The 23,802-nt window shown below is 58.8% G+C and carries 21 protein-coding genes, 1 tRNA gene, 1 other RNA gene and 1 riboswitch; of the genes, 17 read left to right on the top strand and 6 right to left on the bottom strand.

Going from position 1 to position 23,802, the window contains the following annotated elements:
- Positions 1–62: 62 nt before the first annotated feature.
- Together DXB44_RS01080 and thiT are read right to left on the bottom strand one after the other, a co-directional pair.
- A tRNA-Ala gene (locus tag DXB44_RS01080) sits at positions 63–138 on the bottom strand.
- 160 nt (positions 139–298) lie between these two features.
- A complete protein-coding gene (gene thiT, locus DXB44_RS01075) occupies positions 299–865 on the bottom strand; it encodes an energy-coupled thiamine transporter ThiT (RefSeq protein WP_097783562.1) in 567 nt (188 codons plus the stop codon).
- A gap of 86 nt (positions 866–951) precedes the next feature.
- A riboswitch (TPP riboswitch) is annotated at positions 952–1,052 on the bottom strand.
- A gap of 110 nt (positions 1,053–1,162) precedes the next feature.
- Here thiT and DXB44_RS01070 point away from each other — a divergent pair.
- Positions 1,163–1,411, top strand: coding sequence for a sporulation transcriptional regulator SpoIIID (locus DXB44_RS01070; RefSeq protein ID WP_015537824.1), 249 nt, complete (start codon positions 1,163–1,165; stop codon positions 1,409–1,411).
- Between the two features lie 188 nt (positions 1,412–1,599).
- Here DXB44_RS01070 and sigG read toward each other — a convergent pair whose 3' ends face one another.
- The 3 genes from sigG to DXB44_RS01050 all read right to left on the bottom strand — a co-directional run bounded on the left by sigG (position 1,600) and on the right by DXB44_RS01050 (position 4,822).
- Positions 1,600–2,367: an RNA polymerase sporulation sigma factor SigG gene (sigG, locus tag DXB44_RS01065; RefSeq protein WP_118657427.1), complete on the bottom strand. Its 768-nt coding sequence runs from the start codon at positions 2,365–2,367 to the stop codon at positions 1,600–1,602.
- A 653-nt stretch (positions 2,368–3,020) separates the two neighbouring features.
- On the bottom strand, positions 3,021–3,725 hold the full coding sequence (sigK, locus tag DXB44_RS01055; protein WP_118657426.1) for an RNA polymerase sporulation sigma factor SigK: 705 nt from the start codon (positions 3,723–3,725) through the stop codon (positions 3,021–3,023).
- Between the two features lie 260 nt (positions 3,726–3,985).
- Positions 3,986–4,822 carry a sigma-E processing peptidase SpoIIGA gene (locus DXB44_RS01050; protein ID WP_055184905.1) on the bottom strand — a complete coding sequence of 279 codons (837 nt, stop codon included), beginning with the start codon at positions 4,820–4,822 and terminating at the stop codon, positions 3,986–3,988.
- A 259-nt stretch (positions 4,823–5,081) separates the two neighbouring features.
- On the opposite strand from DXB44_RS01050, the gene DXB44_RS01045 reads away from it, so the two are divergent.
- From DXB44_RS01045 to DXB44_RS01030, 4 genes are all read left to right on the top strand, one after another.
- Entirely contained in the window at positions 5,082–5,525 is a 444-nt protein-coding gene (locus DXB44_RS01045) for a hypothetical protein (protein WP_118657425.1), read from the top strand.
- 676 nt (positions 5,526–6,201) lie between these two features.
- On the top strand, positions 6,202–8,127 hold the full coding sequence (locus tag DXB44_RS01040; protein ID WP_118657424.1) for an NAD(+) synthase: 1,926 nt from the start codon (positions 6,202–6,204) through the stop codon (positions 8,125–8,127).
- Positions 8,128–8,130: 3 nt separating this feature from the next.
- Entirely contained in the window at positions 8,131–8,484 is a 354-nt protein-coding gene (locus DXB44_RS01035) for a NusG domain II-containing protein (RefSeq protein ID WP_118657423.1), read from the top strand.
- A gap of 15 nt (positions 8,485–8,499) precedes the next feature.
- Positions 8,500–10,176, top strand: coding sequence for an LCP family protein (locus DXB44_RS01030; RefSeq protein ID WP_118657422.1), 1,677 nt, complete (start codon positions 8,500–8,502; stop codon positions 10,174–10,176).
- 186 nt (positions 10,177–10,362) lie between these two features.
- Here DXB44_RS01030 and rnpB read toward each other — a convergent pair.
- Positions 10,363–10,700: RNase P RNA component class A (rnpB, locus tag DXB44_RS01025), an RNA gene on the bottom strand.
- A 108-nt stretch (positions 10,701–10,808) separates the two neighbouring features.
- Here rnpB and DXB44_RS01020 point away from each other — a divergent pair.
- The 12 genes from DXB44_RS01020 to DXB44_RS00965 all read left to right on the top strand — a co-directional run bounded on the left by DXB44_RS01020 (position 10,809) and on the right by DXB44_RS00965 (position 23,743).
- Entirely contained in the window at positions 10,809–11,720 is a 912-nt protein-coding gene (locus DXB44_RS01020) for an RluA family pseudouridine synthase (RefSeq protein WP_118657421.1), read from the top strand.
- Positions 11,721–11,910: 190 nt separating this feature from the next.
- On the top strand, positions 11,911–13,806 hold the full coding sequence (locus DXB44_RS01015; RefSeq protein WP_243110994.1) for a M23 family metallopeptidase: 1,896 nt from the start codon (positions 11,911–11,913) through the stop codon (positions 13,804–13,806).
- 70 nt (positions 13,807–13,876) lie between these two features.
- Complete coding sequence (deoD, locus tag DXB44_RS01010; protein ID WP_044960247.1) at positions 13,877–14,596, top strand: purine-nucleoside phosphorylase; 720 nt, start codon at positions 13,877–13,879, stop codon at positions 14,594–14,596.
- A 74-nt stretch (positions 14,597–14,670) separates the two neighbouring features.
- On the top strand, positions 14,671–15,123 hold the full coding sequence (gene cdd, locus DXB44_RS01005; protein ID WP_118657419.1) for a cytidine deaminase: 453 nt from the start codon (positions 14,671–14,673) through the stop codon (positions 15,121–15,123).
- Between the two features lie 210 nt (positions 15,124–15,333).
- A complete protein-coding gene (locus DXB44_RS01000) occupies positions 15,334–16,515 on the top strand; it encodes a BMP family ABC transporter substrate-binding protein (RefSeq protein WP_118657418.1) in 1,182 nt (393 codons plus the stop codon).
- A gap of 265 nt (positions 16,516–16,780) precedes the next feature.
- Positions 16,781–18,295, top strand: a complete 1,515-nt coding sequence (locus DXB44_RS00995; protein WP_118657529.1) for an ABC transporter ATP-binding protein — start codon at positions 16,781–16,783, stop codon at positions 18,293–18,295.
- 3 nt (positions 18,296–18,298) lie between these two features.
- Positions 18,299–19,468, top strand: a complete 1,170-nt coding sequence (locus DXB44_RS00990) for an ABC transporter permease (protein WP_055184922.1) — start codon at positions 18,299–18,301, stop codon at positions 19,466–19,468.
- Between the two features lies 1 nt (position 19,469).
- Complete coding sequence (locus DXB44_RS00985; RefSeq protein WP_097779607.1) at positions 19,470–20,387, top strand: ABC transporter permease; 918 nt, start codon at positions 19,470–19,472, stop codon at positions 20,385–20,387.
- 235 nt (positions 20,388–20,622) lie between these two features.
- Positions 20,623–21,333, top strand: coding sequence for a Wzz/FepE/Etk N-terminal domain-containing protein (locus tag DXB44_RS00980; protein ID WP_118657417.1), 711 nt, complete (start codon positions 20,623–20,625; stop codon positions 21,331–21,333).
- Between the two features lie 4 nt (positions 21,334–21,337).
- Complete coding sequence (locus tag DXB44_RS00975) at positions 21,338–22,102, top strand: CpsD/CapB family tyrosine-protein kinase (protein WP_118657416.1); 765 nt, start codon at positions 21,338–21,340, stop codon at positions 22,100–22,102.
- A gap of 15 nt (positions 22,103–22,117) precedes the next feature.
- Entirely contained in the window at positions 22,118–22,870 is a 753-nt protein-coding gene (locus DXB44_RS00970) for a CpsB/CapC family capsule biosynthesis tyrosine phosphatase (protein WP_118657415.1), read from the top strand.
- A 63-nt stretch (positions 22,871–22,933) separates the two neighbouring features.
- Positions 22,934–23,743 carry a hypothetical protein gene (locus tag DXB44_RS00965; protein WP_118657528.1) on the top strand — a complete coding sequence of 270 codons (810 nt, stop codon included), beginning with the start codon at positions 22,934–22,936 and terminating at the stop codon, positions 23,741–23,743.
- Positions 23,744–23,802 lie beyond the last annotated feature (59 nt).

The following is a 23,802-nucleotide window of genomic DNA, read 5'->3' as shown; positions in this document are numbered from 1 at the left end:
CCCTCACTCGTTTGGCCTTAACGAAAAAAGCACCGCACATTTCTGTGCGATGCTTTTCTTTCTGGTGGAGATTACCGGGATCGAACCGGTGACCTCTTGCATGCCATGCAAGCGCTCTCCCAGCTGAGCTAAACCCCCAGATGTCTTGCTTTGTGCCTGACGACGTGTGTAATTATACCAGCCACAGGGGCGCTTGTCAACAGTTTTTTGAAAAATTTTTGCAGTAAAAGATCCCCGCAGGGCGTGTGCCCGGCGGGGATCGGAAAGCGGGGGAGTGCTCGTTTTGAAAAACTACGCCTTAGCGTGCCTGACGGTCGAAGATCTGCGGGGCCACGCGGCACAGCAGCACAGCGGCCACCATGGTGAGCAGGGTCTCGGGCAGCATATAACTGCCGTTGTAGGTCAGGCTGTAAGTCCATGCAGCCAGACCATCATTCAGGTTGCCCCAGACCAGCACGCCGGACAAAAAGCTGCACATAAAGCGCAGGAAACCGGCGGCAAAGGTGCCCACGGCCACGCCTACGGTGCGGTTCTTGAAGGGGCGGGCGAACAGCTCGGCCAGACCCAGTGCCATAAAGGCCAGCACATAGTCCAGCAGCACCTCGCCGAGGAAGTAGAGGAAGGTGGAAGCGGGAGGAGGGTAGAAGCCCATGATCATTTGCAGGCAGGAGTTCACGAAACCGGTGAACAGGCCCCACTTTGCGCCGTGGCGGAAGGACACCAGCACAAAGGGCAGCATGCTCAGCAGGGTAATGCTGCCGCCGTTGGGCATGGTGAAGAACTTGATGTTGGAAAGCACCGTGCCAATGGCGATCATCAGGGCGCATTCCACCAGAATGCGGGTCTTGGAATAGGTTTTGGACATGATGAAAAAAATTCCTCTCTCATAGTAGTACACAAAAACAAAATGCGCCTGCTGGCAGCAGACGCATGGAGGTTTGTTGAACGTACCGGACAGTTCCGCAAACTCCCTACGCCGGTATTGCCCGGATCAGGTAAAGGGTACTCCGCGCAATGCGGATCTCAGCCTTACGGCGCCCCTGTTTTTATGTCCGCCCACAGTATACGCGCCGAGGGACAAAAAGTCAAGCCCGCAGACATAATCCGCCCCGGCGGTGCGTATGTTATACCATTGCAAAGCTGGAACGCAGGGAGGCGGGATATGAAAGCCGATCCAGAACAGCGCGCCGTGCAGCTGGGGGAGTACATTGCTGCCCACAACGCCACGGTGCGGGCAGCGGCGGCTGCGTTCGGGTGCAGCAAGTCCACCGTGCACAAGGATGTTGCCGTGCGGCTGCGCAGCATCAGCCCTGCGCTGTACGGGCAGGTGCGTGCCGTGCTGGCGCGCAACAAGGCCGAGCGCCACCTGCGGGGCGGGGCTGCCACCCGACGCAGATACAGCCGCCGCTAAAGCCAAAAAAGACCACTGCCCTGCGCAGCGGTCTTTTTTGACTGGGACGATTTTGAATGGCCGCCGCGCTGCTTTGGCCATATTCAGAGGAAAGCATGATTATAATTCGTGGTTCAAAAACACCTGCGGGTGCTTTTGAACCGCTTTTTCATAGGGGGCACAAAGAAAAGCAGCAGCTGCGGCTGCTTTCATCCCCCGGTGTGGAACTGCTGCAGCGCACTTTTTTCCAACCGGCTTACCTGTGCCTGACTGATGCCGATCTCCTGCGCTACCTCCATCTGCGTTTTGCCGCGCAGATATCGCAGCTCCATAATGCGCTTTTCCCGGGGCGAAAGGGCGGCTACCGTATCGCGGAACTGCAACCCACTGATCCAGCTCTCCTCGCTGTCCGGGTCGCGCACCTGATCGATCACGTACATGGCATCGCCGCCGTCGGTGTACACCGGCTCATCAAGGCTGAGCGGTTCTACCACCGACTCCAGCGCGGCGGTCACCTCGCGTCGGGCAAGCCCCGCTGCGGCGGCGATCTCGTCCATGGTGGGCTCGCGCCCCAGCTGCTTTTCCAGCGTTTCCCGCGCCTGCATGGCACGGTAGGCGGTGTCCCGCAGGGTGCGGCTTACCCGCAGGGCGTTGTTGTCCCGCAGAAAACGCCGGATCTCCCCGATGATCATGGGCACGCCGTAGGTGGAGAACCGCACCGGCTGTGCGGGGTCAAAGTTGTCGATGGCTTTGATCAACCCGATGCACCCCACCTGAAACAGATCGTCCAGATTCTCGCCCCGCTGGGCAAACCGCTGCACCACGCTGAGCACCAGCCGCAGGTTGCCCTCCACCATCCGCGCCCGGGCAGCCTTGTCCCCGGCGTGGGCAAGGGTGAGCAGCTGCCGCTTTTCCGCCTCGGTCAGCACAGGCAGCTGCCCCGTGTTCACACCGCATAGCTCCACCTTGTTGTACATCCAAACGCCCCCGGTCTTTTAGCTTTACCGGAAGTATGGCTCTGTGCGCCGGGCGCTATGCGTGGAAAAAATTGAGCGCCCCTCCGCAAAAGAGGGGCGCTTTGTAGACAAAGCTGTAATTTTATGGTATGCTGTGACTGGCGGCGCAAGCCGTCCATCAGGCGCTGTGCCCACAAACGCAGGACGGGTTGCGGCACCCAGTATCCGCTTCGTGCCTTGGGCGGCACTCGCGTCTTACTGGCCGCTGCCCCAACCTCGCCTCCCTGTTTCTGCCGCAGGCAGCGGTCGGCTCCGTTGCAGCTAGCTCCTTACCGGTACCTGAGTGCCGGGTAAGAGCGAATTTTTTCTTTGAGATCTCGTTTCTCCCCGGACGCTTAAGGGCGGGAAGGGGGGATGCGTCATGACGTTTGAACAGGTCGTATTGCTGCTCACGCTGCTTGGCGGAGCAATCTACATCACCTTTCAGATCACATGGACTGTATCGCACAGTGATGATAAAAAGAAAAAATGACCGCCCTCAGTGACTCCCAATCCTGAACGGTCATTTTTCTTTTGATCTAGTATGGTAAGGAGTTAGCCGTTTGCAGGGCCAGCGCCTCTTGTGTTTTCATTATACACGTTCCCACGCGGAATGTCAAGCGCTACGCCCGCTGCTACTCGCTTTCAAGCCGGGCTTTCAGGGTATGGATGATGCGCTTTTCCAGCCGGGAAATATAGCTCTGGCTGATGCCAAGGGCATCGGCGGCTTCCTTCTGGGTGCGCTCCACGCCGTCGGTAAGGCCGAAACGCAGTTCCATGATCTGCCGCTCCCGTGCCGAGAGCGCCGCCACGGCGCTGCGCAGTACCGCGCGTTCGGCGTCCTGCTCCAGCTGCTGGCTTACCGCGTTGGCGTCGCTGCCAAGGATGTCCGAGAGCAGCAGCTCGTTGCCGTCGCCGTCCACGTTCAAAGGCTCGTCGATGCTGGTTTCCTGCCGGCGGTTGGAGCTTTTGCGCAGGTACATCAAGATCTCGTTGCCGATGCAGCGGCTGGCGTAGGTGGCAAGCTTGATGCTGCGGGCAGGGGTAAAGGTGTTTACCGCCTTGATCAGCCCAATGGTACCGATGCTTACCAAGTCCTCAGCGGGCACGCCGCTGTTCTCGTACTTTTTTGCCAGATACACCACCAGCCGCAGGTTGTGGGTGATCAGCTCTTCGCGGGCGGCGGTGTCCCCGGCAGCCATGCGGTCAAGCAGGGTCTTTTCCTGCTCGGGGGTCAGGGGCGGGGGCAGGCTTGGCCCGCCCGCCAGATAATGCACCGCGCCGCAGTAGCGCAAACGCCCCCACAGCCGCCGCCAGACTTGCCGTAAAAACTGCAACATGGAAATCCCTCCTGTGCACTGTTAATTATATGTATAATAGAAGAAACTCCCTCAGTTAAAGCCTTGCGGCTTTGCCAGCTCCCTCGGGGAGGGAGCCTCTGGCGCGCTCGGAAGCTTTGCGCTTTAGCCGGAAACCTTACCGCCATGCCAAAGGCCCCATCCCAGAGGACGACTTCCCCCGGCCGGGGGAAGATGTCGCCGCAGGTGACAAAAAGGGGAATCTGTCGCCGTAGGCGACTGGGGGAGTTTTGGGTGCTCTCCTACACCCCCGCCTCCTCCGCTACGTCATCCCCCAACAGCAGCGTCCACGCGCCGGTGGGGGCATCCGGCGCGCAAAAGGCCGCCAGCAGGCCGGGCACACGGCGCTGCCCACAGCATAGCACAGCGGGTACGGCCGGCAGCAGGCAGTGGCCGGTAACGGCGGCGCAGGGCACAAACTGCACCCCCAGCCCCGGGGGCGGGGCAGCACCGGCGGCAAACCAGCTGTCTAAGGTTTCCCGCAGCGGCGCGGGCAGCCGGCTGCGCACCGGCGGATACTGCACCAGCACCACCCGCCGCCCGGCAAGAGGGTCTTGCAGGGTAAAGCCGGTGTCATGGTAGGCCTGCACGGGCACAGCCGCTCCCGCAAGGTGAAGCACGGCGGCAAAGCAGCCCCGCTGCGGGCGGCCAAACACCGCCAGCAGCCCGCGCAGCAGCGCATACACCCCGGCGCAGCACAGCAAAAGCCGCCCCGGGCGCACCGGCAGCAGCACGCTCAGGTTATTGGCCTGTACCCCGGGTAGCACCACCGCGCCGCACAGCAGGCCGTTCAGCGCCGCGTACCACCCGCACAGCCGGGCAAAGCTGCGCGCGCCGGGCACGCCGTAGCACACCGCCACCACCCCGCAGCAGCTGGCTATTTTATATAGTATCGCCAGCGGGGCAGGCCACGGCGGCGCCAGCAGGGCAAGGGTGCTTGCCGCAGCCGCCGCGCTGCCCACGCACAGCCGCAGCCCGGTGCAGCTGCGCCCGCACAAAAGCCCCGCGCCCAGCAGCAGCGCGGCGGCTGCAGCAAAGTTTACCAGCAGCAATTCGTCCACAAAAACAACTGTTTTCATTGTGCAGCACCGCCTTATGGTTCTGGTAATTCTATTTTTCACAAATTTGCGAAAAAACTTGTCACACCAGAAAAACCCGCATGAACAGTGCACATTTGCTACAAAAGCGGGGACGAGGTTTCACAGTTTTTACACTTTTTTCAAAAAAGTACTTGAACATTTCTGGAAAGTGTGGTATATTATTGCCATCCTAGCAAGGATTGAACCGGAAACACCGGTTCGAAAATATTTTTTCTATTTTTGAAGGGAGTAATTCATTATGATGATGCCTGCAAATTTCTCTGCTGTGTCTGAGAACGAGATGACCTACGTTATGGGCGGTAGTGTTGCTGACTACCTGGCACCCGCTATGGGCGCTGCTCAGTGGCAGAACTTCCACAAGAACCTGATTACCATCGTTGGTAACAAGTACGTTCAGGGCTTCCTGGACAACACCGTTGGCGCTGTGTTCAGCGGCACCTGGACCCCCGGCGACGGCCTGACCGGCTTCGGCGGCCAGTTCAGCAACATCTGGAAGAAGAACTACACCGATAATGTGACCGGTGAGTCCACTGGCGCTCAGAAGTTCGGCTACGGCGCTCTGGGCGTTGTGAACAGCATCCTGAACGTTGCTGGCAACCTGGCTGCTATCTACAACCTGGGCTTCGGCACCGCTAAGAACATCGTCAACGAGGGCAAGTTCAACTTCCCCGCCGGTGTCTAATTCTCAGACAATGCTTGCGTGACTGTGCCCTAGAGGTGCAGGGAACATACTAGCATAATAACACCCCCGCAGGTTCATGCCTGCGGGGGTGTTTTTTTTGCGTAACTTCCTCAGTCAAAGCCTGCAGCAGTACCCCCTCAGTCACGGCTTGCGCCGTGCCGGCTCCCCCAAGGGGGCGCCTTTAGTGGCGGTGGCAAAGCTTCTGGCTAAAGTGCAAAGTTTCCGGCAGCGCCAGTTGCGCCCTCTCAGGCGCTCCCGCGCCAGCTCTCCCGAAGGGAGAGCCAAGTTTTAAAGTCCATTGCTAAAGCATCAGGTGTAACGAGGAAGTGTATGGGCGTGCTCTTGCCTCTCCCTTTGGGAGAGGTGGATTTGCGAAGCAAAGACGGAGAGGGCGCACGCCGTTAGCTTCGATGCTAAAGCATCCGACGCAATAAGAAACTTTGCCGCCACAGCGAAAAGCCGTCCCCTTGGGGAAGGTGGCTGCGAACGAAGTGAGCAGACGGAAGGGGTGCACTCCGGGGAGTCGCTAACCGGAAAAACGAGACTGAGAGGGTTTTCCCCAGTTCACACTTCTTTTACCAGTCTGTTACTTTCCGTTTTGTGCTGTTTGTGGTATACTATGGTCAACATGGGTCACCATGGCAACATTGAAACAGACAGGATGTGAAATCCTCTTATGAAAGATGGTTTTTTAAAGGCAGCTGCCTTTTCGCCCGCGCTGCGGGTGGCAGACTGCACCTATAACGCGCAGCAGATTCTGGCGCAGCTGCAAGCTGCCGCGCAGCGCGGGGTAAAGCTGGCGGTATTCCCGGAGTTTTGCCTTACCGGCTACACCTGCGGCGATTTGTTTTTGCAGCGCACCTTGCAGCAGGGCGCACTGGATGCGCTGGAGTGGCTGCTTGCGCAGACCCGCACGCTGGATACCGTAGCGCTGGTGGGCTTGCCGCTGCTGGTGCACGGCAAGCTGTACAACTGCGCCGCCGTACTGTGCCGGGGGCAGCTGCTGGGCATCGTGCCCAAGACCTACCTGCCAAACTACGGCGAGTTTTACGAAAAGCGGCAGTTCACCCCCGGCAGCACCGAGGTGCAGACGGTGACTGTCTGCGGGCAGCAGGTGCCCTTTGGCACGTCGCTGCTGTTCCGCTGCCGCCAGATGCCCAGCTTTGTGCTGGGCGTGGAGCTGTGCGAGGATCTGTGGAGCGCGCTGCCGCCTTCCACCTTCCACGCACTGGCGGGCGCGACCGTCATTGCAAACCTTTCCGCCAGCGATGAGACCGTGGGCAAAGCCGAGTACCGCCGCGCACTGGTGGCAAACCAGTCTGCCCGGCTGCTGTGCGGCTACCTGTACGCCTCGGCAGGGCACGGCGAAAGCACCACCGACATGGTGTTTGCCGGGCACGACCTCATTGCCGAGGACGGCAGCATTCTGGCCGAGACTGCGCCCTTTGCGGGCGATTACGCTGAGACCGAGCTGGACTGCCAGCGCATGGAGGCCGAGCGTGCCCGCAACACCAGCTTTGAGCACACTGCCGAGGGCTACGTCACGGTGGAATTTGACCTATCACCGGAGGAAACGGTGCTCACCCGCCGCATCGACCCCGCTCCCTTTGTGCCCGGCGACCCGCAGCGCCGCGCCGCCCGGTGCGAGCTGATTTTAAAGATGCAGGCCGACGGCCTTGCCAAGCGGCTGGAACACGCCCACGCAAAAACAGCGGTCATTGGTATTTCCGGCGGCTTGGACAGCTGCCTTGCCCTGCTGGTGGCGGTGCGCGCCATGAAGCAGCTGCACCGCCCCGCCGCCGATGTGCTGGCGGTGACCATGCCCTGCTTTGGCACTACCAAACGCACCCGCAGCAACGCCGAGATTTTGTGCGGGGAGCTGGGCGTAAGCTTTCAGGAAATTCGCATCGCCGACACTGTGCGCAGCCACTTTGCGGATATCGGACAGGACGAGACTGTGCTGGACGTTACCTTTGAAAATGGGCAGGCGCGTGTGCGCACGCTGGAGCTGATGGACCTTGCCAACCGCACCGGCGGCCTTGTGGTGGGCACGGGCGACCTTTCGGAGCTGGCGCTGGGCTGGGCAACCTACAACGGCGACCACATGAGCATGTACGGCGTGAATGCCGGTGTGCCCAAAACGCTGGTGCGCTATCTGGTGCAGTACGAAGCCGAAGCCGCCGCCACCGCCGCTTTGCACGATGTACTGCTGGATATTCTGGCCACCCCGGTCTCGCCGGAGCTGCTGCCCGCCAAGGACGGCGAAATTGCACAGATCACCGAGGATTTAGTGGGCCCCTACGAGCTGCACGATTTTTACCTGTATTATGTACTGCGCTGCGGCTTTGGCCCGGCAAAGATCTACCGGCTGGCAAAGGCTGCCTTTGCGGGCAGGGCAGAGTACACGGACGCCGTGCTGTACAAGTGGCTGCGCAACTTCTACTGGCGCTTTTTTGCCCAGCAGTTCAAGCGCAGCTGCCTGCCGGACGGCCCCAAGGTAGGCAGCGTGACCCTTTCGCCCCGGGGCGACTGGCGCATGCCCAGCGATGCCTGCGCCACCCTCTGGCTGGCTGAGCTGGAGCAGCTCAAGCCCGGGGAGTAAGCCGTGAAGAACAAAAAGATTTTGACCAATATCCTGTTTGCGGTGGTGGTGCTGGCCATAGCAGCGGTGCTGCTGGCCGTGCGCAGCCACAACGCCACAGGAGGAAAACTGACTGCCCAGCTGATCTACGGCGATAGCAACGCTGTGCTGGACATTCCGCTGGAAAAGGACGAGACTTACAGTGTGGACACCGGTTATTATACGGTGCATATAGAGGTAAAGGACGGCAGAGCGCGGTTTGTTGAATCGCCCTGCCCGGATCACATCTGCGAGGGCTTTGGCTGGCTGTCGGCGGAGGATCAGACCGCCACCTGCCTGCCCGCCCGCGCCGTGCTGACCATCGTTCCGGTGGGCTAAAAAAGGAGTATTCTCATGTTGGACGAAAACGAGCATTCCCGCAAGGAGGACGGTCGTTCCCTGCACCGTCTTTTGCACAAGGCAGAGCAGCAGGACGCCACTGTGGTGGTGGACAGCGCCGCGTTTTTCTCGGAGCTGCCGCCGGAGCAATCCGCGCCGCCCCGCCGCCCGCAGCAAAACACCCCCCGCAGCACTGCTGGCGGGGAGAATGGGGCGTACCTGCCCCCGAAACGAGGGAAGATCTTGCTGATCGTACAGGCAATTTTAAGCGTTCTGGTGCTGGTGCAGCTCTGGCGCACCCAGATGCTGCCGGTGCTGTATCTGGTGGTGCTGGCGGCGCTGCTGGCGCTGCTGTGGCTGCTGGTCAAGCGCTGTCAGGAGTACAAAACTGCAGGCACCGTGTCCCGGGTGTTCTCGGTGGTGCTGTGCGCCGCCATGGCAATGGGCTGCGTGTGGGCGCAGCAGGGCCTTGCAGCGCTGGGCAATATGACCAATGGTTTTTTGAGCAACGCCGAGGCGAATAAGATCACAAAAGAGCCTTTTGTGGTGTACCTGAGCGGCGTAGATACCCGCGGTGATTTGACTGATAAAGCACGAAGCGATGTGAATATCATTGCCGCCGTGAACCCTGTTACCAAGCAGGTGGTGCTGATCAACACCCCGCGCGATTACTATGTGGACCTTGCCGGAACGAACAGCAAGGATAAGCTGACCCACGCCGGGCTTTACGGCGTGCAGACCAGCATGGACACCCTCGGCAACCTGTACGGGGTGGACGTGCAACACTACATCCGCATCAATTTTGCAGGGTTCATCAACGTTATTGATGCACTGGGCGGCGTGGACGTGTACTCCGATCAGGCGTTCACCTCAGTAGGCAGCCCCGGCTACTACGACCCCACCACCTTTGTGGAGGGGTGGAACCATCTGGACGGCAAAGCCGCGCTGGCCTTTGCCCGCGAGCGCCACGCCTTTAAGACCGGCGATGTGCAGCGCGGCATCAACCAGATGAAGGTGATCGATGCCATGCTGAACAAGATCAAGTCCCCGGCGCTGCTGATGGGCTTTACCAAGATTCTGGATGCTGTTTCCGACAGCTTTGTTACCAGCCTTTCCCAGAACCAGATCAGCGCGCTGGTGCGCATGCAGCTGAGCGATTTTGCCGAGTGGAATATTGAACGATACACCGTTACAGGCACCTCCGGCAGCAGTACCAAGTGCTACTCTGCCAAGGGGCAGAAGCTCTACGTCATGAAGCCGGATGAAAACTCTGTGGCAAAGGCCAAAGAGATGATCGCGGCTGTGCTGGGTGGCGAGGGCACGGTAAGCTCCACCACCCAGACCCCGGAAAAGACGGATGTGTACACCCCCACCACTGACCCCGATGCCGCTGTCTCGGTGCCCGAGACGCCTGCCGACAGCGTGATCGTGGAGCAGCCTGCGGAAAGCGTGCCGGAGCAGCCCGCCGAACAACCGGCAGAGCAGCCCACCGAGCAGCCCGCGGAGACGCCCGCCGAGCAGCCTGCTGCTACCGAGACACCCCAGCCGGAGACCACCCCCGCCGAGGGCGGCAGCACCGAGACGCCCGCCGTCAGTCTGCCCACACAGGAGCAGGTAGAGCAGGCCGCAGGCTCGCTGTACAGCGCTGCCTCCACCGTACTGGACGCCATCCTTGGCGCAGGTGGGAACTGAGCAGTCCCTTTTGCGTGAAAAGGCATCCCGGGAAAATCCGCAGATTTTCCCGGGATGCAATTTAAAATAATTATTCCGCCAAGCAACAAAAAGGCCACTGCACAAATACTGTGCGGTGGTCTTTTTGCGTTACAACAACAAAAAACGCTGCCTGCACGCAGCAGACAGCGCAAACACACAAAAGGGAAAACGAGATAGACCGTAAGCCGGGTTCTGTATTAAACGACGATCTGTCTAGGCCTGCCATTGCTGACAGGCTCGTGCCGCCTTCGGGACACGCGAGCAGCGCTGTACGTCCCATATAGGCGTTGCTTCCGGTAGGGTTTACAAAGCCGCATGGTCACCCATGCGCTGGTGAGCTCTTACCTCGCCGTTTCATCCTTACCGCATTGCTGCGGCGGTTTGTTTTCTGTTGCACTTTCCCTAAGGTCACCCTCGGCTGCCGTTAGCAGTTACCGTGCTCTGTGAGGCCCGGACTTTCCTCAGAGCGGTCAAAGCCGCCCCGCCGCCGTATGTTCCACTCGTTTTCCGTTCCTCATGATACCATAAAAAAGTAAGATTTGCAAGTGAAACGGATTTTTGTTATAATATCATTTGTATTTTTTGCGGATTTTGCAGGGGAGGGGCAGGCCATGCAGCTGTATTTTGCCGTGCCAGATACGGCTACCACCCACGAGGGGGTGCTGGTGCGCAGCTTTCTGCGCCAGTGTGCCGTCTCTACGGACCTTGCCCGGGCGGTCAAGTTCCGAGGTGGCGGCTTTTTTGCGGACGGCGAGCCCGTTCTGGCAAACCGGCGCATCTTCCCCGGGCAGGTGTTCTCCTTTGTGCTGCCGCCGGAAGGAGATGGCGTGACCCCGCAGCCGGAAATTCCGGTCAAGGTGGTCTACGAGGACGCCTTTGCGGTGGTGCTGGAAAAGCCGCCGCAGCTGGCGGTGCACCCCACCCTGAACTACCCCGGTGGTACGCTGGCAAACGGCTACGCCGCGTGGGCGGCAGAACACGGCCACAGCCCGGTGTTCCGTCCGGTGAACCGCATTGATAAGGACACCAGCGGCCTTGTGCTGGCAGCGAAAAACGCTTACGCAGCGCCACTATTGGCGGGCGGAGTGGCAAAGCTGTACTATGCCATTGCGCAGGGTGCGCTGCCGCTGGGGGAAGGGGTCATCGATGCCCCCATCGGCCGCCGGAGCGACAGCATCATTGGGCGCTGCGTTACCCCCGAGGGCAAGCCCAGCCGCACGGAGTATACTATTATAAAGGAAGAAAACGGCCTTAGCCTTGCGGTCTGCGTGCCGGTGACTGGCCGCACCCACCAGATCCGGATGCATTTTGCGTCTATTGGTCATCCGCTTGCCGGAGACGACCTTTACGGCGGCAGCCGGGAACGCATTGGCCGGCAGGCGCTGCACTGCGCCAGACAAAGCTTTACGGTGCCTGTATACACCCCGCTGCCGGACGGTATCCGGGTAGAAATGCCCTTGCAGCTGCGCACCGTCACGGTGGAAAGCCCGCTGCCGCCGGATATGGAAGGGCTTTTTTCGTGAAAACTGCGTGAAAAAAGTAGCCAAATTTTATGTAAGCGCTTGTTTCAAACCGTGCAAAGTGTATAATAAAAAGAGAGCGTATTGTGTACAGGCCCTGTTGGCCTTTTGAACAGGGGAACGTACACCATCTAGCTGCTGTATTCCGGGCCGAAAAAATGCCCTGCAGCGGCGTAGGAAGGAGAAAATCCCGTTGACTGAAGATAAAACAAAGGAGCAGCAGCCCGCTGCGCAGCCGGTACGGCAGCCCCGCCGCCAGAAGCTGCGCTCGCTGTGGGCGCAGTTCCAGTGCCGGGGTGTGCTGCGGCGGCACAGGCTGCGGCGCAAGCGTCAGCACCGCCGGGAAACGTTGTGGCGTAAGCTGCTGCATAACCCCGTAGCGCCCATAGTGGGCGAGACGTTGTACGCCGTAGGCTTTTCTGCCGAGTATGCCGTTGTTCGCACAGGACGCCGCTTGCAGCACGGCTTGCAGCGTCTGCTGCAAACGGTTAGAGAACTGCTGAAAAATATCGCATCCATGGCCTTTCCTGGGGCGGCGCAGCTGCTGCGGGATCTGTTCGGCCCGGTAGTGCTTGCCCTGCGGGGCATCGGGGCGCTGCTGCGCCACGCACATCGGGTGCGCAAGGAAAATGGCTTTGGCGCTGCGCTGCGCGCAAGTGGGCACTTCCTTGCCCGTGGTATCGCTGATAACATCCGTCTTGTGCCCCGCATGGCCATGTATGTGCTGCCGGTGGCAGCGCTGGCTGTTATGGTGACTGTGTTCCAGACTACCATCCGCCAGCCCTACGCCTTGCAGGTACAGGTGGATGACAAGACCGTGGGCTATGTGGCCAACGAAGAGGTGTTCAACTCTGCGCTGGAGGCCGTGCAACAGCGTATCAATTATTCCGGTGCAGAACAGGCGCGCTTTACCGTGGAGCCTACTTATTCCGTGACCATCGCCCATGACGTGATGGACGAAAATGACGTGGCTGACGCTATCCTCAAAACCTCCAGCGACCAGATCAGCGAGGGCACGGCTTTGTATCTGGACGGTGAGCTGACCGCCGTGTGCGCGGACGGCACAAGCCTGCAACGATATATCAGCGGCCTGCTGGAGCCCTACGAGAACCCTGATGACCCCAACACCACTGTGGGCTTCAACAAGGATGTCACGCTGGAAAACGGCATCTACTTCAACGAGAGCTTCCAGGAGGAAGCCGAGGTGGAACAGCTGCTCTCCGGCGTGCAGCAGGCAGAAAAATCCTATACGGTGCAGAACGGCGATACCATCTGGTCCATCGCCCAGAAAAACGGCCTGACCGTGAAGGAACTGTGTGAAATGAACACCGGCTTTAACGCCAACGGGGAAAACGGCCTGACCCAGAACTCCAAGATCCTGCCCGGCGATGCACTGACCGTGGTGCGGGAGGAGGAAACGCTGGAGGTGCGCATCACCAAGGTGGAAAGCTGGGAGGAAGAGATCGCCTACACCACCGAGACCACCAAATCCAAGGAGCTGAACTCCGGTACCAAGCGTGTTACCCAGAAGGGCGAGAACGGCATCCGCACCGTGACGGCACAGCGGGTGTACGATGCAAACGGCAATCAGCTTTCCCAGCAGATTTTGAGCACTGTGGTGACCAAGGAACCGGTGACTGAAAAAGTTATGGTGGGCACCAAAAAGGTGTCCTCCGGTGCATCCTATATCACCGGCAGCGGACGGTTCATCTGGCCGGTGCCCGGCTACCGGAATTGTTCCCGCTGGTACGGCGGCAGCCACAAGGGCGTGGATATCTGCGCCGCCGCCGGTACGCCTATCTATGCTTCGGCAGGCGGTACGGTGACCAAGGCCGGCTACAACCGCGCCGGTGCAGGCAACGGCTACGGCAACTCCATCATCATCAGCCACGGCAACGGCTACACCACCTTGTACGCCCACTGCCTGTCGCTGGTGGTGCACGCCGGTCAGTCGGTCAAGCAGGGTCAGCTCATCGGCTATGTGGGCAGCACCGGACGTTCCAGCGGCAACCACTGTCACTTCGAGATCCGGCGCAACGGCTCTTACATCGCACCGCAGAACGTGTTCAACCGCAGCAAATATCGGTAAATAGCAGCAAGGGCTTTTCCACAGGGGAAAGCCCCTCTGCTGTATCATGAATAAAAAGGAGAGATCATCTATGTCTACCCCTCACATCAGCGCAGAAATGGGCGATTTCGCCAAGACAGTCCTTATGCCGGGTGACCCCCTGCGTGCCAAGTTTATTGCCGACACCTTTTTGCAGGATGTCCGGCAGGTGACCGGTGTGCGCGGGATGCTGGGCTTTACCGGCACCTACGAAGGCCGTCCCATCAGCGTGATGGGCAGCGGTATGGGTATGCCCTCTATTGGCATCTACTCCTACGAGCTGTTCAGCTTCTACGGCGTGGAGAACATCATCCGCATCGGCTCTGCCGGCAGCTATACCGAAAAGGCTAAGCTGTTTGACACCGTGTTGGCTACCGGCGCTGTGAGCGAGAGCAACTACGCCCGGGTGCAGAGCGGCTTTACCGGCAACATCACCCTGCCCAGCGCAGCTTTGAATGAAAAGCTGCGTGCCTCCGCTGCAAAGCAGGGCATCCCTCTGATCGAGGGCAACATCCACTCCTCGGATGTGTTCTACCGCCAGCCCTCGGACGCAAAGCCCACCTACTGGGAAAAGCTGCGGGACGAGGACGGCTGCCTGTGCGTGGAGATGGAAAGCTTTGCCCTGTTTGCCAACGCGCAGGTGCTGGGCAAGAACGCCGCCTGCCTGCTGACCATCTCGGACAGCTTTGTGGCCCCCGGCATCACCACCGCCGAGGAGCGCCAGAAGAGCTTTACCGATATGATGAAGGTCGCTCTGGGCGCAGAGTACTGATCGCATAATTTTCCAGCGCGGCTGCCGCCAAAGGCACAGCCGCGCTGTTTTTGCCCGTAAAAGGAGGGAACAGCATGACAAAACTGACCATGGAAGAAAAGCAGCAGCTGATCCGCATGGCACTGGCCGCGCGGGAAAAGGCCTATGCACCGTACAGTGATTTTATGGTGGGCGCTGCACTGCGCGCTGCGGATGGCCGCATCTTTACCGGCTGCAACGTGGAGAACGCCGCCTTTACCCCCACCAGCTGCGCCGAGCGCACCGCCTTGTTCAAGGCGGTGGCGGAGGGCGTGACCGCGTTTACGGATATCGCCGTGGTGGGCAGCCGTCGGGGCGAGGTGAACCGACAGATCACCTCGCCCTGCGGGGTGTGCCGTCAGGCATTGTTCGAGTTCGGCGGGCCGGAACTGAACGTCATTATGGCAAAGACCCCGGAGGATTTCATCGAGCGCAGCATGGACGAGCTGCTGCCCTTCGGCTTTGGCCCCTCCAACGTGGCGGGCAACAGTGCCGTGGAAAAGGAGTAAGTGTTCTTCTTTGAAAAACAGCGCAAGCAGGGGAAAATTAGTGGAAAAGCATTGCTTTTTCCTAAATTATACAAGGGATTTGTAAAGAATTTGTAATCGGAAATTGCTTGCATCTGTCACATCCACCCGCTATACTTGAGCCAGTAAATGTGCCAGAGCGCACATTCCATTCATTTGACGCAATTTTTTAAAATAAAAGGAGAGTTTCTTATGAAGATTTCTCGTCGTAACTTTCTGGCTGTGGCCGGTGCTGCTGCCGCTGCCGCTGCTCTGACCGCCTGCGGCGGTTCTTCCGCTTCTTCTACCAGCACTGCTTCTTCCGCAGCTGCCAGCTCTGCCGCCGCTTCCGGCGCAGCAGACGGCGCTGAGAAGATCGCCAAGGTCGCTCTGACCTGCGATACTGGCACAATCGATGATGAGAGCTTCAACCAGGCTTGCTGGGCTGCTGTTTCCAGCTACATGGGCGACAACTGCCAGTACTACATCCCCGATTCCGATGCTTCCGATGAGGACCGTGAGACCATGATCCGTCAGGCTGTCAACGATGGCGCTGACGTTATCGTCTGCGTGGGCTACCTGTACGGTGCCTCTCTGGCATGGGCTGCTGAGCAGTACCCTGACGTCAAGCTCATCGCTATCGATGTGACCCAGGGTGATATCGGCACCGACAGCATCCCCGCCAACTGCTACTGCATCACCTTCAAGGAGGAGCAGGCAGGCTATCTGGCAGGCTACGCCGTTGTCAAGGACGGCTACACCAAGCTGGGCTTCCTGGGCGGCATGGCTGTGCCCGCTGTGATCCGTTACGGCTACGGCTATGTGCAGGGCGCTGACGCTGCTGCAAAGGAGCTGGGCACCAACATTGATATCAACTACTTCTACGGCGGCCAGTTCTACGGCGATGCCAACATCACCTCCCGTATGGAGGGCTGGTATGCCAACGGCACCCAGATCGTCTTTGCCTGCGGCGGCGGCATCTACACCTCCGCTGTCGAGGCTGCTCTGAAGAACAACGGCTACGTTGTGGGCGTTGACGTTGACCAGAACTACATCGGTGTCAACGGCGTGGCAAAGGACGGCTACGCTTACAACCCCTTCGTCACCTCCGCTATGAAGGGCCTGTCTGAGTCTGTCAGCACCGCTCTGGGCGACATCGAGGCCGGCGAGTGGAGCAACATCGCTGCTACCAACGGCAACTTCGGTCTGGAGGACGGCGACTACGTTGGTCTGCCCACTGCTGATGACAGCTGGAACTTCAAGACCTTCACCAAGGACGAATACGAGACCCTGAAGAGCAAGATCGCTTCCGGCGAGCTCGTTGTGGACAACAGCTCCGACGACGCTACCAAGCCCACCGTCAGCGAGTTCACCAAGGTCAACTACATCCAGTAATCGCTATCCCGGAATTACTCCCGTAATAGGGGCGGGGTGCTCATGCAGGGGCACCCCGCCCTTTTTGTATGCCTGTGTGGGAGAATCAGGTTGGAAATCGTGCAGACCGTACAAAAGTAATACTTTTACTTGTGCTTTTTGACAAAAAATCAAAAAGCCGTGTGCAAACCGCAAAAAATCAGGTATAATGGTTTGTAGTATAAAAAAGGTGTCGTTACGGCACGAAAGGAGAGTGAGCAGATTGGCAGAGGATTATGTGATCGAGATGCTCCACATTACCAAGGAATTCCCCGGTATCAAGGCAAACGATGATATCACCCTGCAACTGCGCAAGGGCGAGGTACACGCCCTTCTGGGCGAGAATGGCGCGGGCAAAAGTACACTGATGAGCGTGCTGTTCGGCCTGTATCAGCCGGAACAGGGCAAGATCCTGAAAAACGGCAAGGAGGTTGCCATCCGCAACCCCAACGATGCCAACGCACTGGGCATCGGCATGGTGCACCAGCACTTCAAGCTGGTGGAATGCTTCAGCGTGCTGGACAACATCATTCTGGGCGTGGAGCCCAACAAGATGGGCTTTTTGCAGAAGGCCGAGGCACGCAAAAAGGTGATGGCGCTGAGCGAAAAGTACGGTCTGCGGGTAGACCCGGACGCACTCATCAGCGATATCTCGGTGGGTATGCAGCAGCGCGTAGAGATTTTGAAGATGCTATACCGCGACAACGAGATCCTGATTTTTGACGAGCCCACCGCTGTGCTGACCCCGCAGGAGATCGACGAGCTGATGGAGATCATGCGCGGGTTCAAGAAGGAGGGCAAGTCCATCCTGTTCATCACCCATAAGCTCAACGAGATCATGGCTGTGGCTGACCGCTGCACCGTGCTGCGCAAGGGCAAATATATGGGCACGGTGGATATCAAGGACACTACCAAGGAAGAGCTTTCCCGTCGCATGGTGGGCCGCGACGTGCAGCTGCAGGTAGAAAAGCAGCCCGCGCACCCCGGCGAGACCGTGCTGGATGTGGAGAACGTTACCATCCATAACGACCAGCGCAAGAAGGACGTGGTAAAGAATGTGTCCTTCAAGGTGCACGCAGGCGAGATCGTCTGTCTGGCGGGCATCGAGGGCAACGGTCAGACCGAGTTCATCTACGGCCTGACCGGTCTGAGCAAGGTGTCTAGCGGCAAGCTTACGCTGGACGGCAAGGACATCACCCACGAGAGCATCCGCCAGCGCTCCAAGGACGGCATGGGTCACATCCCGGAGGACCGCCACAAGCACGGTCTGGTGCTGGATTTCAGTCTGGAAAACAACATCGTGCTGCAGCGCTACTGGCAGCCGGAGTTCCAGAAGGGTGGCTTTATCCGTGCCGATAAGGTGCGCGAGTACTCCGACCGGCTGATCAAGCAGTACGACGTGCGCAGCGGTCAGGGCAGTGTGACCACCGTGCGCAGTATGTCCGGCGGCAACCAGCAGAAGGCGATCATCGCCCGCGAGATCGACCGCGACCCCAAGCTGCTGGTGGCAGTGCAGCCCACCCGTGGCCTGGATGTGGGTGCTATTGAGTACATCCACCGCCAGATCGTGGCCGAGCGCGACAGGGGCAAGGCCGTGCTGCTGGTCAGCTTGGAGCTGGACGAGGTGATGAACCTTTCTGACCGCATCCTTGTAATGTACGAGGGCGAGATCGTGGGCGAGTTTGACCCCAAGACCACCACCGTGCAGGAGCTGGGTCTGTATATGGCAGGCGCCCGCAAGCAGGGAAAGGAGGAGCAGTAACACATGAATAAGAAAAAACTTTCCCACAGCGGCAGCCTGCAAAGTTCTGTTACCAGCGTGCTGGCTGCACTGCTGTGCATCCTGATTGGTTTGCTGGTGGGATTTCTGGTGCTGGTGGCCATCAACCCCGCACACGCATGGGGCGATGGTTTTGTGCGCATCATCAAGGGCGGCTTCCACGATGCCCCCTACGGCGTGGGCAAGGAGCTTGCCAATGCCGCACCCCTGATCATGACCGGTCTGTCCGTGGCCTTTGCCTTCAAGACCGGCCTGTTCAACATCGGTGCAGCCGGTCAGTACACGCTGGGCGCTTACGGTGCGCTGTACTGCGCCATCATGCTCAAGCTGCCTTGGTTCGTCTGCCTGCTGGCAGCAGCCGTGCTGGGCGGCCTGTGGGGCGCGATCCCCGGTTTCTTCAAGGCCTACTTCAACATCAACGAGGTCATTACCTCCATTATGTTCAACTGGATCGGCCTGTATCTGGTGAATGAGCTCATCTACCAGAACGGTACAGGCCCTATGTACGATGTGCGCAACACCCGTACCTTGAACCTGAGCAAGAATGCCGATTTTGCCCAGTCCCTGATCCCGGACTTCGGCCTGAACAAGCTGTTCCAGACCAACAGCACCACCATTGCCATCTTCTTAGCGGCAGCGGTGGCCGTGCTGATCTGGGTGGTGCTGAACAAGACCACCTTCGGCTACGAGCTCAAGGCTGTTGGCCTGAACAAGAACGCCGCCCGCTATGCCGGTATCAACGAGAAGAAGAACATCATCCTCTCCATGGCCATTGCCGGTGCGCTGGCGGGCTTCGGCGCGGGTCTGTTCTTTCTGTCCAACGTGTCCCAGTGGAACCCGCTGAACTCCACCAGCCTGCCGGGCATGGGCTTCAACGGTATCTCGGTGGCACTGCTGGCAAGCTCCAACCCCATCGGTACCGTGTTCTCTGCGCTGTTCATCTCCCATATCTCGGTCGGCGGCTCCTTCCTGTCCACCAAATTTTACCCCACTGAGATCTCGGATCTGATCAGCGGCATCATCATCTACCTGTGCGCATTCTCCATGCTGTTCCGCGGCAAGATCCAGAGCCTGCTGTTCCGGAATGCCGAAAAGACCAACGTGAACGCAGAGCCTGCGCCTGCCGCAGAAAAGACCAAAAAGGAGGGCAAGTAATATGCTGCTTCTGATCAAATATACCCTGCTGTACGGTATCGTGCTGATGCTGGTGGCACTGGGCGGTATGTTCAGCGAACATTCCGGCATCATCAACATTGCGCTGGAGGGCATCATGGTCATCGGCGGTGTGGCCGGTGTGCTTACCCTGACTATGCTGCCTGCAAGCCTGTCGCCCTTCCTTGTGGTGCTCATCTCCATTCTGGTGGCAGCGCTGGCGGGCGTGGTTTACAGTCTGCTGTTGGCCTTTGCCTCCATCAACCTGAAGGCAGACCAGACCATCGGCGGCACGGCACTGAACCTGCTGGCTACCGCCATTGCCGTGGTCATCTCCAAGTACTTCAGCGAGAGCGGCAGCGCCAAGCTGAATTACTCCAACAAGCCCTTCCTGTTCAGCATCGGCGGGCTGGAGCTCAGCGTGTTCGTGCCGTTGGGGCTGATCTTGCTGGTGGTCAGCTACATCGTGCTGTATAAGACCCGCTTTGGCCTGCGCCTGCGTGCCTGCGGCGAGCATCCGCAGGCTGCGGACTCGGTGGGCATCAACGTTTACAAGATGCGTTACGCCGGTGTCATCCTTTCCGGTGCGCTGGGCGCCATCGGCGGTCTGGCCTATATCGTGCCCCCGGTGCAAACCTGGAACTTTGAAGTCGGCGTGGCCGGTGCAGGCTTTTTGGCACTGGCAGTTATGATCTTTGGTCAGTGGAAGCCCTTCCACATCTTTGGCGCGGCAATGTTCTTTGCCGTGTTCAAGAGCCTTGCCAACATCGCAGACTCCACCTTTCTTGCACAGCTGCACTGGTCCAGCAACATCTATAATATGATGCCCTTTGTGGCCTCCATGGTCATTCTGGCCTTTACCTCCAAGAACAGCATGGCACCCAAGGCCGAGGGTATCCCCTACGACAAGGGCTCCCGTTAAGCGCTTTTGCTAAAAATCCATAAAATTAGGGCATCCGCAGCCATCAACGTGCTGCGGATGCCTTTTTTGTACGGGAGATGGCACATTTTATCCATGTATTTGCCGGTAGAAAATGGCATTTTTGCTTGTAAAATACAACGAGATATGTTATCATTAAAGAACGAATGTGTATCTATAGGAACCCGGTGTACATTTCTTGCACTGCGGAAGAACAAGAAAGGTGAGTTTCTCTATTATGGACGAAAAAACAACTATGGGACAGTCGCTCCGGAACATGGAGGACGAAGAGACCATTGATCTGATGGAACTGGCGCGCCTGCTGTGGGCTCATGCTGTGCAGATCGTGGCAGCAGCTGTTGCGGCAGCGCTGATCTGCCTGCTGGTGTGTATGTTTGCGCTTACACCCAAGTATCAGGCTTCCATCAACATGATCGTGAACACCCGGCAGGACACGACCACTACTTTCACCAGTGATAACTTCAACTCGGCTAAGAACCTGATCAGCACCTATGCGGTCATCATCAAGGGCAACACCGTGCTGAACGAGGTCATTGATGAGCTGAATCTGGACATGACCTACGCCGAGCTGTACGACATGGTGGATGTTGCCGATGTGGACTCTACCCAGATCATGAAGATCACGGTCACCGATACGGATGCAGAGCGTGCGGGTGAGATCGCACAGACCATTGCGGACATCGTGCCCGACGTGCTGGTGGAAAAGGTGGAAGCCGGTTCCTGCAAGACGGTGAGCGATGTGTCTATCAACCCCAACAAGGTGTTCCCCCAGACCAAGAAGTACGTTGTAATGGCCGGTCTGCTGGGCGCTGTTCTGGTGTGCGGCGTGCTGGTGCTGGCACATCTGCTGCATGATACCATTGTGGATGACGAAGATATTCAGAAGAAGCTCGGCCTGCCCGTGCTGGGCCTGATCCCGGAGGTGTAAGACGATGTGGAATCTGTTTGGTAAAAAGAAAAAAGAAGGTGAGCACCGCACCCTGCAGCTGATCACCGATAAAAAGATGCCCTTTGGCTATGTGGAGGCTTACAAGTCTCTGCGCACCAATCTGGACTTTATGGCAGGCTCCATGGACGTGCACACGCTGGTCATCACCAGTACCGTGCCGGAGGAATCCAAGAGCAATGTGGCGATCAATCTGGCGCTGACGCTGGCCGAAAGCGGCAAAAAGGTGGCGCTGGTGGATTGCGACCTGCGCAAGCCGGTGCTGCACCGCTATCTGAAGGCCGGTCACAATGTAAAGGGCGTTTCCAACGTGCTGTCCAACCAGTGCACGCTGGACGAGGCTTTGCAGGAGCTGAAGGAAATGAACATGACCTTCCTGCCCGCAGGCACCCCGCCGCCGAACCCCTCCGAGATGCTGAGCCAGCCGCAGATGCAGGCTATGGTGGATACTCTGCGCCAGAAGTTCGATTTTGTCATCTTTGATGCACCCCCGGTGTCGGTGGTCACCGATGCAGCCGTCATCGGCCGCTATGTGGATGGCGCCATCTTTGTAGTGCGCTCCGACTACGCCCCCGCCGATGCAGTGCGCGGCGCAGTGAAAAAGCTACAGGATGCCGGTGTCCGGGTGCTGGGCAGCGTGCTGACCCGATACGACATGAAGAAGGCACTCAAGGGCTCCAGCTACGCATACAGCTATGCTTACAACTACAACTATGCCTACGGCAAGCAGGATGCCACTGCCGGTAAATAATAAGGAAGCATTGTTATGACCGATCTGCATTGTCACATTCTGCCCGGCATGGATGACGGCGCAAAGGATACGGCAGTCTCGCTGGAGCTGCTGCGCAGGGAATATGAGGATGGTGTGCGCAATATCGCGTTCACCAGCCACTTCAACAGCGAACGCACCACGGTAGAAGCCTTTACGGAAAAGCGGCAGACTGCCTTTGAACAGCTGACCGCCGCACTGGAAGGGCAGCCCATGCAGTTCGACTTCAAGCTGGGTGCAGAGGTGTTCTTCTCTCCCGGTCTGTGCGAGCTGGACACCCGAGCGCTGTGCATGGGGGACACCGCCTATCTGCTGCTGGAGTTTCCCACCACCCACAAGCCGCATTTTATTCGGCAGACCCTGTATAATTTGCAGCAGCAGGGCATCGTGCCGTTGATCGCGCATATCGAGCGCTACCCCTATGTGCTGGAGGATCCCACTCTATTGTACGACTGGGTAGCCGCCGGTGCCTATGCACAGATCAACGCAGGAGCACTGCTGGAGCCTAAGCTCTGCAAAAAGTTGTGTAAGTTCATCCAGTGGGGATTAGTTCATGTCATCTCCACCGACACCCATTCCCCGGACAAGCGCCCGCCACACATGGCACAGGGCGTGCAGCAGCTGGAAAAGCTGCTGGGTAAGGGAACTGCCGCCCGCATCGTGCACAACGGCGATGAGCTGTTCCACGATCAGGAGCTGGACGCTGTGACCCTGCATCAGCCCAAAAAGTTTTTGGGCAGATGGGTCTGATCCTATTACAAGGAGAAAACTGCCCGGGCGGAGGTGCACTCTGCCCGGGCAGCGGATTTTGGTATGAAGAAAAATAAGGTCCTGAAAATCGTATTGATCGTGCTGGGTGCGCTGGTGGTTCTGCTGGCAGCAGCAGTCCTTGGGGTGCTGTTCTATCTCCACAGTATGGCAGCCGGTCTGCCGGAAACCCTGCCGGACGCCTCGGCAGACAGTACACAGCTCACCCTGACGGATGAGGATCTGGATAAGCTGCTCAGCGGCGAGATCACGCTGGAAGAACTGACCGACGAAGCCGCTGCGTCCAACAGTGGGGAACAGAAAGCATCAGCCAGTGCTCCGCAGGAGGGAGCAGATTCGGCGTCCGCCCCGGCGGGTTCTTCTGCTTCTTCGGGGAGCGCTGACTCCCGGACGGAGAGCGGCAGTACCGCTTCCTCCGGCAAGCAGGAGAACACCACCGTTGCGTCCAGCTCCGGCACGGCAGCTGCCACAGAAAAACCGGCGTCCTCTTCCAGTAAACAGGAAGCCGCTTATGAAAAAGAGGTCAAGGCGTTGCTGCAGCAGCTGTACAGCGTTAAGGCGCGTGCCGAGGCAGAGCTGAACAGCTGCATTGCCGGAGCAAAAGCAGAGTTCAAGTCGCTGCCGGAGTCTCAGCAGACACAGGCACGCAAGATCTCCATCGTACTGGCAAGAAGCGGCAGACTGTATGCGATGCAGGCGTCCTACGATAAGGAAGTGGCAAGCATCGTCAGCCAGATGCGCGCCATTCTGACCGCCAACGGCCAGAGCACCGCATTGGCAGATCAGGCGATGGCCTCCTATAAAGCACAGAAGAGCGCCATGTACTCCCAGCTGACCGCAAAACTGTACTCCTGACCCGCAAAACGACCCATGACCACCCGCAGCACATCTCCCGGGCACCGACTGTGCCGGAG

Origin of the sequence: Faecalibacterium sp. OM04-11BH (assembly GCF_003482185.1) — a bacterium.
Lineage (GTDB): Bacteria > Bacillota > Clostridia > Oscillospirales > Ruminococcaceae > Faecalibacterium > Faecalibacterium tardum.
This window is presented reverse-complemented; position numbering and strand designations above follow the sequence as displayed.

What these genes read in the sequence shown, in the direction of transcription:
- DXB44_RS00970 (WP_118657415.1), top strand. Translation starts at nt 22,118, where the DNA reads ATGACCGATCTGCATTGTCACATTCTGCCCGGCATGGATGACGGCGCA.
- DXB44_RS01045 (WP_118657425.1), top strand. Translation starts at nt 5,082, where the DNA reads ATGATGATGCCTGCAAATTTCTCTGCTGTGTCTGAGAACGAGATGACC.
- DXB44_RS00980 (WP_118657417.1), top strand. Translation starts at nt 20,623, where the DNA reads ATGGACGAAAAAACAACTATGGGACAGTCGCTCCGGAACATGGAGGAC.
- deoD (WP_044960247.1), top strand. Translation starts at nt 13,877, where the DNA reads ATGTCTACCCCTCACATCAGCGCAGAAATGGGCGATTTCGCCAAGACA.
- DXB44_RS00975 (WP_118657416.1), top strand. Translation starts at nt 21,338, where the DNA reads ATGTGGAATCTGTTTGGTAAAAAGAAAAAAGAAGGTGAGCACCGCACC.
- DXB44_RS01070 (WP_015537824.1), top strand. Translation starts at nt 1,163, where the DNA reads ATGAAAGCCGATCCAGAACAGCGCGCCGTGCAGCTGGGGGAGTACATT.
- cdd (WP_118657419.1), top strand. Translation starts at nt 14,671, where the DNA reads ATGACAAAACTGACCATGGAAGAAAAGCAGCAGCTGATCCGCATGGCA.
- sigG (WP_118657427.1), bottom strand. Translation starts at nt 2,367, where the DNA reads ATGTACAACAAGGTGGAGCTATGCGGTGTGAACACGGGGCAGCTGCCT.
- DXB44_RS00985 (WP_097779607.1), top strand. Translation starts at nt 19,470, where the DNA reads ATGCTGCTTCTGATCAAATATACCCTGCTGTACGGTATCGTGCTGATG.
- DXB44_RS01050 (WP_055184905.1), bottom strand. Translation starts at nt 4,822, where the DNA reads ATGAAAACAGTTGTTTTTGTGGACGAATTGCTGCTGGTAAACTTTGCT.
- DXB44_RS01000 (WP_118657418.1), top strand. Translation starts at nt 15,334, where the DNA reads ATGAAGATTTCTCGTCGTAACTTTCTGGCTGTGGCCGGTGCTGCTGCC.
- thiT (WP_097783562.1), bottom strand. Translation starts at nt 865, where the DNA reads ATGTCCAAAACCTATTCCAAGACCCGCATTCTGGTGGAATGCGCCCTG.
- sigK (WP_118657426.1), bottom strand. Translation starts at nt 3,725, where the DNA reads ATGTTGCAGTTTTTACGGCAAGTCTGGCGGCGGCTGTGGGGGCGTTTG.
- DXB44_RS01020 (WP_118657421.1), top strand. Translation starts at nt 10,809, where the DNA reads ATGCAGCTGTATTTTGCCGTGCCAGATACGGCTACCACCCACGAGGGG.
- DXB44_RS00995 (WP_118657529.1), top strand. Translation starts at nt 16,781, where the DNA reads ATGCTCCACATTACCAAGGAATTCCCCGGTATCAAGGCAAACGATGAT.
- DXB44_RS00990 (WP_055184922.1), top strand. Translation starts at nt 18,299, where the DNA reads ATGAATAAGAAAAAACTTTCCCACAGCGGCAGCCTGCAAAGTTCTGTT.
- DXB44_RS01030 (WP_118657422.1), top strand. Translation starts at nt 8,500, where the DNA reads ATGTTGGACGAAAACGAGCATTCCCGCAAGGAGGACGGTCGTTCCCTG.
- DXB44_RS00965 (WP_118657528.1), top strand. Translation starts at nt 22,934, where the DNA reads ATGAAGAAAAATAAGGTCCTGAAAATCGTATTGATCGTGCTGGGTGCG.
- DXB44_RS01040 (WP_118657424.1), top strand. Translation starts at nt 6,202, where the DNA reads ATGAAAGATGGTTTTTTAAAGGCAGCTGCCTTTTCGCCCGCGCTGCGG.